Raw genomic sequence first — 14,186 nt, forward strand, 5'->3', positions numbered from 1 at the left:
AATCTCCGGTGTATATATCGGTCACCTTCCAATATATACGCTTCGCGGGAGTTTGTCAGCCTTCGCGCTCGCGCTTCACCGCCTGCCAGCCGATGTCGCTACGGCAGAAGCCGCCCGGCCAGTCGATGAGAGCGACCGCCGCATAGGCGCGTCCTTGCGCCTCGCTGACAGTCTTGCCGAGGCCGACGACGTTCAGCACCCGCCCGCCATCGGCGACGAGGTCGGTGGCCGTCTGCTTCGTCCCGGCATGGAAGACGAGCACATCGTCCAGCGCCGCGGCCTTCTCGACGCCCTTGATCACGCTGCCCTTTTCGGGCCTGGCCGGATAGCCCTTCGCCGCGAGCACGACGGTCAGCGCCGCCTCATCCGACCAGCGCAGGTCGAACGCATCGAGCACGCCGTCGCAGGAGGCGAGCAGGGCCGGCACGATGTCGCTCTTCAGGCGCGGCATCAGCACCTCGCATTCAGGATCGCCGAAGCGGACATTGTATTCGATCAGCTTCGGCCCCTGCGCCGTGATCATCAGGCCGGCATAGAGAATGCCCTTGAACGGGATGCCACGCGCGATCATGCCGGCCAGCGTCGGCCGGATGATCTCGGCCATCACCTGCTCTTCCAGCGCCGGCGTCATCACCGGGGCGGGCGAATAGGCGCCCATGCCGCCGGTATTGGGGCCGGTGTCGCCGTCACCGACGCGCTTGTGGTCCTGGGCTGAAGCCATCGCGATGGCATGCGCACCATCGCAGAGCGCGAAGAAGCTCGCTTCCTCGCCGATCATCCACTCCTCGATCACGACCTCGGCGCCGGCCGCGCCCAAGCCGCCCGAGAACATCATGTCGATGGCCTCGCTCGCCTCGGCCAGCGTCTCCGCCATGACCACGCCCTTGCCGGCGGCGAGCCCGTCGGCCTTGATCACGATCGGCGCGCCCTGGCTCGCGACATAGGCCTTGGCCTCGTTCGCATCGGTGAAGCGGCCGAAGCCGGCCGTTGGGATGCCGAATTCGGCGCAGAGCTCCTTGGTGAAGGCCTTGGAGCCTTCGAGCTGGGCTGCGGCCTTGGACGGGCCGAAGGTCTTGATGCCCGCGGCGATGAGATCATCGGCAATGCCGTCGACCAGAGGGCCTTCCGGGCCGATAACGGCGAGACCGATGCCATGCAGCTTGCAGAAGGCCGCGACAGCCGAATGGTCGGCGATGTCGAGCACGACATTCTCGCCGCATTGCGCGGTGCCGGGGTTGCCCGGCGCGATGTAGAGCCGGTCGCAGAGCGGCGAACCCGATATCGCCCAGGCCAGCGCATGCTCGCGTCCGCCCGAACCGATCAAAAGGATGTTCATCGTGGTCTCCTTGCGTGCGGACATCCGTCCACCGTCGTCATCCCGGGCGACCCGCCCGGTCCGGCTTTCAGCCGGCCCGGTGGCAAGCTCCGCGAGACCTGGGATGACCCGCACTGGTTCCGGATCTGAGATCTGAAGGCGGCAATAGCCGCCGGGCGCGCAGACGGCAACGCTTCTGCTCGGCCATCCACGTCGCTATGGTCGCGCCATGGATAGCGAATCGCCTGACGTAAAACCCTCCAACACGCCGGAATGGTCGGTTTCCGACCTGTCGGGTGCGCTCAAGCGCACATTGGAGGACGCCTTCGGCTTTGTGCGCGTGCGCGGCGAGATCTCGGGCTATCGCGGCCCGGTCGGCTCCGGCCATGTCTATTTTTCGCTGAAGGACCAGAACGCCAAGATCGATGCGGTGATCTGGAAGGGCGTCTTCGGCCGGCTGAAGACGCGGCCCCAGGAGGGGCTGGAGGTCATCGCCACCGGCAAGATCACCACCTTCGCCGGCAAGTCGAGCTACCAGATCATCATCGACTCGCTGGAGCCTGCCGGCGTCGGCGCGCTGATGGCATTGCTGGAGGAGCGCCGCAAGAAGCTCGCGGCGGAAGGCCTGTTCGATGAGGCGCGCAAGCAGCTCATTCCCTATCTGCCTGGTGTCATCGGCGTCGTCACCTCGCCGACAGGCGCCGTCATCCGCGATATCCTGCACCGGCTGGAGGACCGGTTTCCGCGCCATGTCCTGGTCTGGCCGGTGCGCGTGCAGGGTGATACCAGCGCCAACGAGGTCGCCGCGGCGATCGCCGGTTTCAATGCGTTGCCCCAAGGCGGGCGCATCCCGCGTCCCGACGTCATCATCGTCGCGCGCGGCGGCGGCTCGCTCGAAGACCTGATGGGCTTCAACGAGGAGGCGGTGGTGCGCGCGGCAGCCGCCTCGCAGATCCCGCTCGTCTCGGCTGTCGGCCACGAGACCGACTGGACCTTGATCGATCATGCTGCCGATCTGCGCGCGCCGACGCCCACAGGCGCGGCCGAAAAGGTCGTGCCGGTTCGCGCCGAGTTGATGAGCCTGGTCGCTGATCTCTCGCGTCGGCAGGCCGGCGCAATGCGCCGCCTGTCCGACCGCCGCCGCAGCGATCTGCGCGCGCTCGCCCGCGCCTTGCCCGCGCCGGAGGCGGTGCTGTCGGGCCCCCGCCAGCGGCTGGATCTCGCGGCGACGCGGCTCGCGCCGGCGCTGGCGCGCAATGCCCGGGCTCATGAAACGCGCCTGGCTGGTTTGGCGCAGCGGCTTAACCGGCATTCGCCGTCCGCGCGCCTAGCCGGCTATGCGGCCAGGCTTGATGGCTTGTCGAACCGCTTGCGCGCCGGCCGCGATGCCTTGCTGCGCGCGGAGAGATTGCGGGTTGCGCGGGCGGCGGAGCGCGTCGGCGATCTCGCGCAGCGCTCTCGCCGCGCCTTTGCCCAGGGCGTCACGCGCCGCCGCGACGGGCTCGGTTCGCTCTGGGCGCTGATGCGTTCGCTGGGGCCTGACTCCGTGCTGGCGCGCGGCTATGCGCTGGTGCGCGATGACGCCGGAGGGCTGGTGCGTGGTGTCGCGCAGGCGCATGCCGGCCAGGGCCTGACCGTTCAGGTCAGCGATGGCCGCTTCGCCGTCACGGTCTCGGGAGGAGGGGGCGCACCGCCGCCCCGGCCCGCGCGCCCGCCGCGCAAGGAGACGCCGAAGGCGGGGCAGGGAGATCTGTTTTAGCTAGGCTGCGTATTGTGGAGCGGGGCTTCGGGGGATCAGAGCCCCTTCAGGAACGCCTTCACGCGCTTGATCGCATCCTCGCGCGCAGCGGGGTTGGTGCCGACCATGGCCTTGCCCGTCCCCGTCGCCGAATAGGCGATGTCGGAGCGCTCCTTCACCTCCAGGCGCGGATGGTCGAAATCGTGCAGGGCGCCGGCATAGATCACGAGATCGACCTTTTCACCGCGTGCCTGCGCGGCTTTCGCCAGGAAGTCACAGGGAGCGGGCGGCGTCCAGTCGTCGGCCTCGCCCATCAGGATCAGCGCCGGCAGCCTCGCGGCGAAGCTCGCCGATTCCGATTGCAGGCGGCAGCTCGGATAGAAGGCGATGGCGCGGACGAAATCCGGCTTGCCGTCGGCCGGCCGCCGGTCCTTGCGGATCGCCGCCAAGACGGCCGATCCGCCGCCCGACCAGCCCATCAATGCGATCATGTCCGCCCGGACATCCTCACGCGTCTGCAGCCAGCGCCGTGCGGCGGCCGCATCGGCGACGCGCTCCCGGCTCGGGCGCACGGTCACGTCCTTGACGCCGCATTGCGAGCCGAGCCGGCGCGAGCCGTAGCTGTCGGGTATCAGGACCATCAGCCCGGCTTGCGCGAGTTGCTCGCCCCAGTCGGAATGCCGCAGCGACAATGTGCCGTTGTCGCGCCATAAACCATTGCAACCATGCAGCGCCACGACAGCTGGAAACGGTCCCGGCCCCTCCGGCCTGTAGAGCACGGCGTCGATCTGCCCATCGTCGTTGGGAATGCGCACATGCTCGTAACCGCCTGCCGAAGCGGCCGAAGACAGAAGCAGCGCAGCTCCGGTCAGGGCTGCGAGAACAATTTCCGATCCATTGCGCGAAAAAGGGAGTGCCGGCCTTTCGCGTGAGCAATGCTCTGAACTTTTAGAATCGATCAGGTTTGACGCTCGCGGACGGAAGCGTCGGAAGGCGAGGTTCTCGAGGAGACGCATCAAGCTGGACATCATCGACGGGCACGCTATCACAGAGTCAGGATTATTTCGATAATCCGTTTTCCGATCAACGGTTTCGATGCATTCGAGATGAATATCAGCGAACGTCCCCCGATGCCTGGACCAGAGGCCGCCATCGACTACGGCCATGGCGAGTTTCGCGTCGTGCGGCCAGGTGCCTTCGTGCGCTGCGCGGTAACGGGCGCGCCGATCCGTCTCGACGATCTGCGTTACTGGTCGGTCGAGTGGCAGGAAGCCTATGTCTCGCCCGAGGCCGTGCAATTAAGGCTGCGCCGCGCCGGCCGCCGCTGAGGGCAACACGCTCCCCACCAGGCCCGCAAGGCGCGCCGGATCCTCGAAGACGAGCGCGACCGGGACGACGACGAGCCGCTTCCGCTCGGTCTCGGGCCAGAGCGGGCCGAGCTTGGTCATGTCCTTCTCGGTCGTCGCGATCAGGCAGCCCAGCGTCCGCGCCTCGGCGATCAGGCTGGAGACATCGTCCGCGCTATAGGGGTGGTGATCGCCGAAGGCGCGTTGCGACAGGATCTTGGCCTTGGCCGCGAGAAGGGTCGCGGCGAATTTCTCCGGCCGACCGATGCCGGAGACGGCGATGACCGGATGTCCCTCCAATCGCGAGGCCATCTCCCGCGACGGCTCGAGCCGGGCCCGCAACAGCTCCAGGCCCGCCATTTGCGCCGCGAGCGCCACAGCGTCTCCGGCCGCTCCGTCGCCGATCATGAGGATGGCGTCGGTCGCCGCGAACTGGCCGGCGAGCGGCGCCCGCAATGGCCCGGCGGGAACGCACAGGCCGTTGCCGACCCCGCTCGCGCCATCGACCACGGCGATCCTCAGATCCTTGGCGAGCGAGGGGTTCTGCAGCCCGTCATCCATGACGATGACGCTGGCGCCGAGCCTTTTGGCGAGGCCCGCGCCGGCAGCTCGCTCGCGCGCCACGATCGTGCGTGCCTGAGCGGCCAGAAGCAGCGCCTCGTCGCCGACATCGTGGGGGCTGTGGCGCGGCTCGACCTCGACCGGTCCGGCAAGCGCGCCGCCATAGCCGCGCGTCAGCATGAAGGGTGTTTCGCCCAGGCTCCGCAGCAGCGCCGCCAATGCGATCGCGGTCGGGGTCTTGCCGGCGCCGCCAGCGACGAAATTGCCGACGCAGATGACGGGGATGCCGGCATTCGCGCCGCGCCTGCACATGCGCAGGCGCGTGATCGCGCCATAGAGCCAGCCGAAAGGTTGCAGCAGACGCGCTCGCGTTCCGGGGCGTGGCCGCCACCAGAATTCCGGCGAGCGCATCAGGAGGCCGTCTCGCGCTGGCCGATCGCGACACGCATCAGCAAGGGCTCAATCGTCTGCATCGTGCGGTTGAGCGCGCCGCCGAGCTGGTGACTGGTCTGGGCCGCCGCACGCGCCGCTTGCCGGGCCGCGGCAGGGTCGCTCAGCCAGCGATGCACCGCGCCGGCCAGCGCCTGGGTGTCGGCGACCTCGCGAGCGCCGCCGCCGCGGTCGAAGGCCGCGAAGACGTCGACGGCGTTATGGACATGCGGGCCATGCAGCAGGGCGCAGCCGAGCTTGGCCGGCTCGATCGGATTATGGCCGCCGACAGGCGTGAGCGAACCGCCGATGAAGGCCACCTGCGAGAGCCGGTAGAACAGGCCGAGCTCGTTGACCGTGTCGGCGATGTAGAGTTCGACATCGCGCTCCGGCATGCCGCCTTGTGAGCGCTGCACTGTGGCGACGCCATTGGCCTGCGCCAGCGCATCGATCTCGGCGCCCCGCTGGGGATGGCGTGGCGCGATGATGGTGAGCAGCTTCGGCAGATGCGCCTTGAGGCCGAGATGCGCCGCGATCACCTGCTCCTCCTCGCCCGGATGGGTGCTAGCCGCGATCCAGACGGGCCGCCCGGTGGTCAACCCGTCGAGGATCGCCAGCGTGTCGGCATCGGCGGGCGGGGCGGGCACGTCGAATTTCAGATTGCCGGCGATGCTGACCCGGGGCGCGCCGAGCTGCGCCAGGCGCTCGCCGTCTCCCTGGGACTGGGCGAGGCAGGATTCGAAGCAGGAGAGCAGATAGCGCGAGGTCTGCGGCAGCTTGTACCAGCGCCTGAAGGAGCGCTCCGACATGCGCGCATTGACCAGGACCAGCGGGATCGCGCGCTTGCGCGCCTCGATCATCAGATTGGGCCAGATCTCGGACTCGCAGATCAGGCCGAGCTCCGGCCGCCAATAGTCGAGGAAGCGGCGCATATAGCGCGGCACGTCGAGCGGCAGATATTGATGGATCACGCCGGCGGGCAGCCGCGCGGCGAGCAGTTTCGCCGAGGTCACCGTGCCCGAGGTCACCAGCACCGCGAGTCCGCGCCGCTTCAGCTTCTCGACCAATGGCAGCAGCGTCACCGTCTCGCCGACGCTGGCGCCATGCAGCCAGACCAGGGTCTTGTCCGGGCGCCGGACGCCGGGATAGCCGCGCCGCTCGGCAAAGCGCGTCGGGTCCTCCTTGCCGCGCCGCCGCCGCCAGAGCAGCAGCCCGGCCGCCGCCGGCTCGAGCAGCGCGCTGATCACGCGGTAGCTCTGCAGGATAGAACCCTTGCCGATCATGCTGCTTTGCCCGCGCTCGCTCGTGCGGCCGGCTGCGCTTGCCTCAGTCCTTCGCCAGGGTCGCGCGCGCCGATCAGCGCATAGGCGCGGGCATGGACGGCATCGAGCCCGGCTTCCAGGGCAAGGCGCGCGGCCTCGCAGGTCGCCTCATCCGCCTCCCGCTCGACGCGGATCGCCTCGCCGACGACGATCGCACCGCGCCCAAAGGGCAGGCCGATCGAGGCGCGGTCCCAGCTCTTGAAATCGATGCGCCGGCTGGTGACGACGGCGATCGGGTGGATCGGCCGGCCCGATGCGCGGGCCAAGGCGATGATGCCGGGGCCGGCGATGCGGGCGCGCTTGGGAATGTCGGCGGTCAGCACCATGGTCTCGCCGGCGGCCAGCCGCCGCATCATGGCGAGGAAGGCACTGGCGCCGCCCTTCTCCCGGATCTTCTTGCCCAGAGCGCCCGAACCCCGGATCGCGCCGATGCCGAGCTGGCGCAACGCGACAGCATTGAAGCCACCATCGCCATGGCGCGAGACCAGGGAGCAGGCCGGCATCCAGTCCGGCCGGGAGAACGGGATCATGATGTGCTGGCCGTGCCACATCGCAATGATCAATGGCAGTTCGGGGCGCACCTTCTCATAGATGTCGGCCGGCTCGACGACGAACCGGTTCGTGCGGCGCACGAGCTTGAGATAGCCGGCCAGGAGTCGGCCGAGCGTCTCCTGCGCCGCGCGTGTCTTGAGAAGGGAAAAGCCCATTGCTGATGATTGAACCGATAAGGGAAGATTGAGGCCGCGATCTGACCGCGGAGGCCGCCGCTTCTGTCGCAGCCTGACGGTTCAGGACTTGATGGGTTCAGGACTTGCCAGGTTCAAGACTTGGCGGGTTCGGGATCGAGCAGACGGTGCAGGTGGACGATGAAATAGCGGGTCTGCGCCTGGTCCACGGTCGCCTGCGCCTTCGCCTTCCAGGCGGTATGGGCGCTGGCATAGTTCGGGAACACGCCGACGATGTCGACCTTGGCGAGATCCTTGAAGGTGATGCCTTCGAGCGAGCTCAGCTCGCCGCCGAAGACGAGATGGAGAAGCTGTTTCTGTTCCGGTTCCATATCGATCCCTCCAGCCATGTTCGTCCGATTGCGGCACCAGATAAGCCATTCACATCGAAGGCGCGAGTGCCGAACGCCCCGCGTTCTGCAATTCCCGGTCCGCAGAGGCTGTTGCGATCCATGGGGCCGATTTGACGCAGGCGATTTTGCGCGAATGCCAGGAGTTCGAGGACGCAAGCCTTCCGGCTTGCTACGAAGAACGACGCCGCAGTCGCGCAAAAGCGCCGCGCCCTACGGGTGAGGTGAAAACGGCGGAGCTGCAGCGTCGCATCGCTTGCCGATACCGATGGTATCGCCCGCGCAATGCTCCTCCCATCTCCGCCGTTTTGACCTCATCAAATCGGCCCCATGGTTCATAACAGCCTCTAGACTGCTTGAAAGTCAGATGCGCTGCGGCTGTCCGTCGCGCAGGCGCTGCAAGGCGCGCAGCAGCGGCTCCGCCAGGCCGTTGCTGCTGGCGACGAGCATGCCGTGAACCGGCGTCTCGCGGTTGTAGATCGCAGGCTGGCCCTCGCCGCCGGTCATGCGGCCGCCGGCCTCGTTCAGGATCAGATCGGCCGCGGCGAGATCCCAATCGCGCGCGTCGGGCGAGATCAGTCCGGCATCGATCGTGCCGTCGGCGATCCGCGCGAGTCTGAGAGCGAGCGAAGGGATCTTGTCGGCCGGCTCGAACGCCTCCAGCCGCGCCAGTGCGTCGAGCATCGGCTTGGGGCCGGCGATGCGCGCCTCCTTCAGGGTCGCGACTTGCGAAGCCGAGATCGCCGCGCCGTTCAGGAAGGCCCCGGCGCCGCGTATCGCGGTATAGGTTGCGCGGCAGGCCGGTGCATGCACCACGCCCAGGATCGGCACGCCCTCGTCGAGCAGGGCGACACAGACGGCCCAATCCGGCGAGCCGCTCATGAAGGCGCGCGTGCCGTCGATCGGATCGACGACCCAGACGAAGCGGCGCGACAGCCGCAGGGCATCGTCGACAGTCTCCTCGGAGAGCCACGCTGCGTCGGGCAGCAGGACCGAGAGCTGGATCCGCAGGAAGGTGTCGACGCCGATATCGGCTTCGGTGACGGGCGAGCCGCCGCTCTTCGACCAGGTCCGTGCCGCCGTCTTCTCGCCGGGGCGAAACAGCGCGAGCGCAATCTCGCCTGCTTCGATGCAGCTTTCGCGAACCGCCGGCAGGAGATCTGAGGCGATGGGCATCGGGGGCCTATTCATGATGCTTTCCGTATCGAATGCGGAGCTTGCGGACACAAGCCGAAAATACGCTCGCGCACCGAAAGATTCCGTCAATCATCATGCATGAAACAGGCCATTCAGGGGCGCCCAGGCCGAAAAACACGCTCCTTTAACCCAACCGCTTAAGCGCTCGGAGAGAGCTTGGACGCAATCTCGACCTGCAAGCACGAGAGCCCCGGACTGCACAGAGGGCTCCGTAGCGGCAGGGACATAGAGAGGCGTTATACCGATGGCCAGCGTCACGCCGGCTGCCGGAGAGACCGGCTTTGCGTCAGGTCTCTCCGGCCGCCCGACACACACGACCACCGTTCCGAAAAACCCGATGCCGGCGCAGCCAGACGCGCCGCGGATCGAACGTATCGCCTCGGTCAGGATCCTGCGCGGTGGCGCCGGATGGCGCGGCATCGCGATGCGCATGACGAATACCGGGCGCGAGGATGAGCGCTTCGAACTGGCGTTGACGGCCGGTGACGGCCGCTCGATCACGGTCGCTGTACTGGATCAGGACGACGTCGTCGCGATCTGGCGCGATTGCGGCCGCGCCAGCGGCTTGCCCCTGCTGATCGAGACCAGCGACGGGGTGATCTCCGAGCCTTACCCGCAGCTCGGCCGGCTCGCGCTCGGCCCGGTGCGGATCAGGCGGCGTCATTCCTTCCTCAATGGCCGCCGGCCGCGCTTCCTGGTGCGGCGCAAGACCGGCCGCCTCAGCGAGCGCCCGGTCGTCGTCGCCGGTGAGCGTCTGACGGATTGATCGTCCTACGGCGTCCCGCCGGCATCACAGCCTCAGCGAGAGCAGGCTTTCGCCGTTTGGCCGGATTTCACCCGTCAGGTCGAAGCCGAGCGAGCGATAGAAGTCCAGCGGGCTTGCAGGCCCAAGGACGACGCTCGTCGTCACCAAGCGGATACCGTCCTCGCGACGCTGTTGCAGCCATAGGCTGAGCGCTGCTTTGCCGTAGCCTTTGCCTTGATGGTCCCGGTCGATCATGAAGCGCCATAAGCTGATGACGCGATCGGGATCATCGGAACCCGGGCGCCACATGATGAAGCCGACCGGCGTCTCGCCCGCATAGGCCGCTCTGAACACTGCGGTCGGCTCGAAATAGGCCTGAGCGATCGAGACCGCATTGGCCGCGACATAACCGTTCTGGCTGTCGGCAACCTTCAATGCGCAGATCGCGCGGACGGATGCGGCGGTGACCTCTCGCAAGGACAGGCCGGGGCTGGTCACGCAAGCCCGAACCGAACCAGCGCATCGAGCGCGAAGCCGGCCGCCAGCAGCAATCCGGTATGCCAGTTCGAGCGGAACAGGCGCAGCGCCAGCATCGGCGTCACGCCGCTGATCTGCGAAACCTGCCAGCCAAGATGCGCCGCGAAGCCCGCGACGCCGAGCCAGGCGAAGACGCCGCCGCCGACCACCCAGGTCGCGACAGCGATCAGCAGCGCCGCGAACCCGAAGCAGGCTCCGATCGCCTCCCGGCCATACTGCCCGAAATAGCGCGCGCTCGACTTGATGCCGGCGATGATGTCGTCCTCGATATCCTGCAGCGCGTAGATCGTGTCGTAGCCGATGGTCCAGAGGATCGCTGCCGCATAGACCAGATAGGCCGGCGGATCGAGCCGGCCGAAGACCGCGCTCCAGCCGAGCAGCGCGCCCCAGGAGAAGGCCAGGCCGAGCACGAATTGTGGCATCTGGGTGATGCGCTTCATGAAAGGGTAGATCGCGACGATCGCCAGCGAGGCGATGCCGGTCACGATCGTGAACCGGTTGAACTGCAGCAGCACCAGCAGGCCGACAAGCGAGAGCCCGATCATGAACAGAGCCGCCGCCGTCGCCGAGACCTGGCCGGAGGGGAGCGGCCTGCCGCGTGTCCGCGCCACCTGCGCGTCGAGCTTGCGGTCGATGATGTCGTTGAAGGTCGAGCCGGCGGCGCGCATCACCACGGCGCCGATCAGGAACAGCAGGCAATGCCAGGGATTGGGGAAGGCCTGCCTGTCGGCGATCGCCGCAAGGCCGGCCGACCACCAGCAAGGCAGGAGCAGAAGCTGCCAGCCGATCGGCCGCTCGATCCGTGCGAGCTTGAGATAGGGTCTGAAACGTCGCGGCGCGCGCGTATCGACCCAATGGCCGGTCAAGGCGTCGGGAAGCGGAGCATCCGTTGTCGAAGCCGCATCCGTCGTCGAAACCATATTTGTCGTCGAAGCTATGGGCCGTGCCGGGTCGGGGGCGAAGGTCACGAGGCGGTCAAAGCGCGCCCTGGGGAATGCGCAGCGATCCGCCGGTGATCGAATCGGCGCCGCCGAACGGGTTGCCACCGCCCTGCTGTTGGGCCTGCTGCTGGGCGCGCTTCTGCATCGCCGCCTGCTGCTTGACCGCGTTGCAGGCATTGTTGCGGATGCCGGCGGCCTTGTCGTTGTCGACCTTCAGACCATCGACGAAGCTGGCCGGAATCTGGCACCAGTCCTGGTTCGCACTGGCGAATTTCAGCGCCGCATTGCCGTTCCCGACCAGGCGGCCGAGCGTGCTGCAGGCTTGCGCCGGGGTGAGCTTCTGCTTGGATCTCGACGACGAGTTCAGCGAGGCCACGATCGCCTGGCGCTCCGCCAGCAGCTTCTGGATCTGCTCGCAGCCGGTAGCCTGCGCCGCGGCCGGCGCGGCATCGAATAACGATGCTGCCGCCAGACCGAGCGTCGCGATCACTCCCGAAGCGATCTTGCTCGAAGTCATCATGCGCCGCATATGTCTTGCTCCGAATTGTTCATGCTGGGAGCGTTTCCGCTCCGGAATGTTCATAACAGCCTCACCGTGTTAGCGCCAAGCGCCCATGCGAGTCCACTTGCCGTTATGCCTGGATTGTGGCGGTTTTCGCGCTGGTTCCGCGGCGCAGCGGCGGGTGACAGGAGATGACCGCGCCGATGTCCACCCCTGATTTCGCTCGCTACCGGCTTCATGTCGCCGACGATCTCGCCATTGGCACGCGCCTGCCGCTGGCGCGCGAACAGGCGAATTACCTGCTCAATGTGCTGCGCCTGAAGAGCGACGACACCATCATCGTATTCAACGGCCGCGACGGCGAATGGCTCGCGGCGCTGACGGCGGAAGGGCGCAAGCAGGCGAGCCTCGGCCTGCTCAGGCAGACGCGCCCGCAGCCGGACGCCCCCGATCTGCATTATCTGTTCGCCCCGCTGAAACATGCGCGGCTCGACTATATCGCGCAGAAGGCCGTCGAGATGGGGGCGGGCCTGCTGCAGCCGGTTCTGACCCGTAGGACGCAGGTGTCGCGGCTCAATCTCGATCGGCTGCGCGCCAATGCGATCGAGGCGGCCGAGCAATGCGGCATCCTGTCATTGCCCGAGATTCGGGGCGAATGCGGGCTGGACGCTGCGCTCGAGGCGCTCGAGCCCGAAAGGCTCCTGATCTTCTGCGACGAGGCGATGGCCCAAGAGAGTCCGCTCAAGGTGCAGAGCCCCGTCACGGCGCTGGCTGCCGCCGCGCCCGGCCCGCTTGCCGTGCTGATCGGCCCCGAAGGAGGCTTCGACGAGGCCGAGCGCGTGCGCATCCTGGCGCGGCCTAAAACGCTCAGAATATCGCTGGGACCGCGCATCTTGCGCGCCGATACGGCTGCTGTGGCGGCTTTGGCGCTCGTTCAGGCGGTTTTGGGCGACTGGCCGCGCTAGCTCTTTGTTGGAACGCGTTTTCTTCACGCGAACCGGTATCCGCTTCGCTCGAAAACGCTCTGGCGCTGCAGGTGATCGGGAACGCCAGGGCGTGTCGGGCGTTTCCGCGATTGTGCGAAGGGAGCCGTATTCTCGACTCATTGGCAGCCAGGCTGTGGCGCGATTCCTGCCGAGGGGTGCGCGATTCTTGCTGAGAGCGCGATGGCGCAAGCCCACCCGTCCGCACGGCCTGTAGCCCTTTGCCCGACGAGGATGACACCATGAACGAAGCCAACCGCTTCGGCATCGAAGAAGAATATTTCCTGTCCGATGCCGGCAGCCGCGGGATCGTCCGCAAGGTTTCTCCGAAGTTCTTCGCCGCGGTCCAGGACGCCTTTCCCGACGAGGTGCAGCGCGAGATGCTGCAATCGCAGATCGAGGTCGCGACGCCGATCTGCGAATCGATGGCGCAGGCGCGGCATTCGCTCTCGACCTTGCGGAAGGGGCTGGCCGGCCTTGCCCTCGAACATGAGATGCTGCTGCTGGCTTGCGGCACGCATCCCAGCGCCGTCTGGTCGCGCCAGCGCGCGACCGAGGCCACGCGTTACGACCAGATCATGCGCGATCTGCAGATGCTCGGCAGCCGCAACCAGCTCTGCGGGCTCCATATCCATGTCGAGGTCAAGGACGAGGATGAGCGCATCCGGTTGATGGTGCGCATCCTGCCGTTCCTGCCGCTGCTCCTGGCGCTGTCGACCTCGTCACCCTTCTGGCAGGGGCAGCGTACCGGCCTGATGGGCTACCGCCTCTCGGCTTATGCCGAACTGCCGCGCACCGGCCTGCCCGAGCTCTTCGCCGATGCCGCAGACTATCGAAGCTATGTCGAGACCCTGGTCGCGGCCGGCGCGATCAAGGATGCGAGCTATATCTGGTGGGCGATCAGGCCCTCCGACAAGCATCCGACGCTCGAATTGCGTATCGCCGACAGCTGCACAAGGCTCGACGACACGCTCGCCATCGCTGCGCTCTATCGCTGCCTGATCCGCCATCTGCAGCGTCGTCGCGGGCTGAATGCAGAGCTCACGCCGGCGGCGCGCGCCATTGCCGCGGAGAATATCTGGCGGGCGCAGCGCTACGGCATCCATGGCGGGCTGATTTGCGGGGAGAGCCGGACCATGCGCTCGGTGCCGAGCCTGATCGACGAACTGCTCGGCGATCTCGCTGATGATGCCGCCGCGCTCGGCTGCAAGGCCGAGCTCTCGCATTGCCGCACGCTGGCGGCGAAGGGCACCAGCGCCGATGTCCAGCTCGCGGTCTTCGAGGAGGCCCGGGCGAGGGCCGGCGGGCAGGCGGCGGGGCTTGCCGCCGTGGTCGATTGGCTGGCCTCCGAGACCCGCCTCGATGGCGTCGCCCTCTCGCCAGGCTGGCAGCCGGCGATGCGTGGCGCTGCTTGAGGACCACCGGGCGCGCCGGGCCGCCTTGCGTTGGCGCGGGGAGCACTCTTGCATCAACGCGCGACGGGAAGCGTTGTCGA

The 14,186-nt window shown here is 67.4% G+C and carries 15 protein-coding genes; 5 read left to right on the forward strand and 10 right to left on the reverse strand.

Annotated elements, in window-relative coordinates; translation table 11 throughout:
- Positions 1 to 55: 55 nt before the first annotated feature.
- Positions 56 to 1,336, reverse strand: a complete 1,281-nt coding sequence (gene purD, locus BHK69_RS10815; RefSeq protein WP_069690104.1) for a phosphoribosylamine--glycine ligase — start codon at positions 1,334 to 1,336, stop codon at positions 56 to 58.
- 208 nt (positions 1,337 to 1,544) lie between these two features.
- Here purD and xseA point away from each other — a divergent pair, with 208 nt between their 5' ends.
- Positions 1,545 to 3,074 (forward strand): exodeoxyribonuclease VII large subunit, encoded by a 1,530-nt coding sequence (gene xseA, locus BHK69_RS10820; protein WP_069690105.1) that lies wholly within the window; start codon positions 1,545 to 1,547, stop codon positions 3,072 to 3,074.
- A 35-nt stretch (positions 3,075 to 3,109) separates the two neighbouring features.
- Here the strand turns inward: xseA and BHK69_RS10825 are convergent, their stop codons facing one another.
- Positions 3,110 to 3,868 (reverse strand): dienelactone hydrolase family protein, encoded by a 759-nt coding sequence (locus BHK69_RS10825; protein ID WP_244548463.1) that lies wholly within the window; start codon positions 3,866 to 3,868, stop codon positions 3,110 to 3,112.
- 315 nt (positions 3,869 to 4,183) lie between these two features.
- On the opposite strand from BHK69_RS10825, the gene BHK69_RS10830 reads away from it, so the two are divergent.
- Complete coding sequence (locus BHK69_RS10830; RefSeq protein ID WP_244548464.1) at positions 4,184 to 4,381, forward strand: DUF2093 domain-containing protein; 198 nt, start codon at positions 4,184 to 4,186, stop codon at positions 4,379 to 4,381.
- Here BHK69_RS10830 and lpxK read toward each other — a convergent pair.
- From lpxK to BHK69_RS10855, 5 genes are all read right to left on the reverse strand, one after another.
- Positions 4,352 to 5,371, reverse strand: a complete 1,020-nt coding sequence (lpxK, locus tag BHK69_RS10835) for a tetraacyldisaccharide 4'-kinase (protein WP_069690107.1) — start codon at positions 5,369 to 5,371, stop codon at positions 4,352 to 4,354. The genes BHK69_RS10830 and lpxK overlap by 30 nt on opposite strands.
- Positions 5,371 to 6,672 carry a 3-deoxy-D-manno-octulosonic acid transferase gene (locus BHK69_RS10840; protein ID WP_069690108.1) on the reverse strand — a complete coding sequence of 434 codons (1,302 nt, stop codon included), beginning with the start codon at positions 6,670 to 6,672 and terminating at the stop codon, positions 5,371 to 5,373. The genes lpxK and BHK69_RS10840 overlap by 1 nt, the downstream gene beginning before the upstream one ends.
- Positions 6,669 to 7,418: a lysophospholipid acyltransferase family protein gene (locus tag BHK69_RS10845; RefSeq protein ID WP_069690109.1), complete on the reverse strand. Its 750-nt coding sequence runs from the start codon at positions 7,416 to 7,418 to the stop codon at positions 6,669 to 6,671. The genes BHK69_RS10840 and BHK69_RS10845 overlap by 4 nt, the downstream gene beginning before the upstream one ends.
- Before the next feature lie 113 nt (positions 7,419 to 7,531).
- Complete coding sequence (locus BHK69_RS10850) at positions 7,532 to 7,768, reverse strand: DUF4170 domain-containing protein (RefSeq protein ID WP_148663372.1); 237 nt, start codon at positions 7,766 to 7,768, stop codon at positions 7,532 to 7,534.
- Between the two features lie 381 nt (positions 7,769 to 8,149).
- Entirely contained in the window at positions 8,150 to 8,962 is an 813-nt protein-coding gene (locus BHK69_RS10855) for a 3'(2'),5'-bisphosphate nucleotidase CysQ (protein ID WP_148663373.1), read from the reverse strand.
- 265 nt (positions 8,963 to 9,227) lie between these two features.
- Here BHK69_RS10855 and BHK69_RS10860 point away from each other — a divergent pair, with 265 nt between their 5' ends.
- Positions 9,228 to 9,749, forward strand: coding sequence for a DUF6101 family protein (locus tag BHK69_RS10860; RefSeq protein ID WP_148663374.1), 522 nt, complete (start codon positions 9,228 to 9,230; stop codon positions 9,747 to 9,749).
- A gap of 24 nt (positions 9,750 to 9,773) precedes the next feature.
- Here BHK69_RS10860 and BHK69_RS10865 read toward each other — a convergent pair whose 3' ends face one another.
- Genes BHK69_RS10865 through BHK69_RS31920 form a run of 3 tightly spaced genes read right to left on the reverse strand, consistent with a single transcriptional unit; the run spans position 9,774 to position 11,726 of the window.
- Positions 9,774 to 10,226 carry a GNAT family N-acetyltransferase gene (locus tag BHK69_RS10865; RefSeq protein ID WP_069690113.1) on the reverse strand — a complete coding sequence of 151 codons (453 nt, stop codon included), beginning with the start codon at positions 10,224 to 10,226 and terminating at the stop codon, positions 9,774 to 9,776.
- Entirely contained in the window at positions 10,223 to 11,185 is a 963-nt protein-coding gene (gene ubiA / locus BHK69_RS10870; protein WP_069690114.1) for a 4-hydroxybenzoate octaprenyltransferase, read from the reverse strand. Before ubiA ends, BHK69_RS10865 begins: the two co-directional genes overlap by 4 nt.
- 55 nt (positions 11,186 to 11,240) lie before the next feature.
- Entirely contained in the window at positions 11,241 to 11,726 is a 486-nt protein-coding gene (locus BHK69_RS31920; RefSeq protein ID WP_148663375.1) for a hypothetical protein, read from the reverse strand.
- Positions 11,727 to 11,911: 185 nt separating this feature from the next.
- Here BHK69_RS31920 and BHK69_RS10880 point away from each other — a divergent pair, with 185 nt between their 5' ends.
- On the forward strand, positions 11,912 to 12,673 hold the full coding sequence (locus BHK69_RS10880) for a 16S rRNA (uracil(1498)-N(3))-methyltransferase (RefSeq protein WP_069690115.1): 762 nt from the start codon (positions 11,912 to 11,914) through the stop codon (positions 12,671 to 12,673).
- Positions 12,674 to 12,933: 260 nt separating this feature from the next.
- A complete protein-coding gene (locus tag BHK69_RS10885) occupies positions 12,934 to 14,106 on the forward strand; it encodes a carboxylate-amine ligase (protein ID WP_069690116.1) in 1,173 nt (390 codons plus the stop codon).
- Positions 14,107 to 14,186 lie beyond the last annotated feature (80 nt).

It is taken from the genome of Bosea vaviloviae, from assembly GCF_001741865.1.
Lineage (GTDB): Bacteria > Pseudomonadota > Alphaproteobacteria > Rhizobiales > Beijerinckiaceae > Allobosea > Allobosea vaviloviae.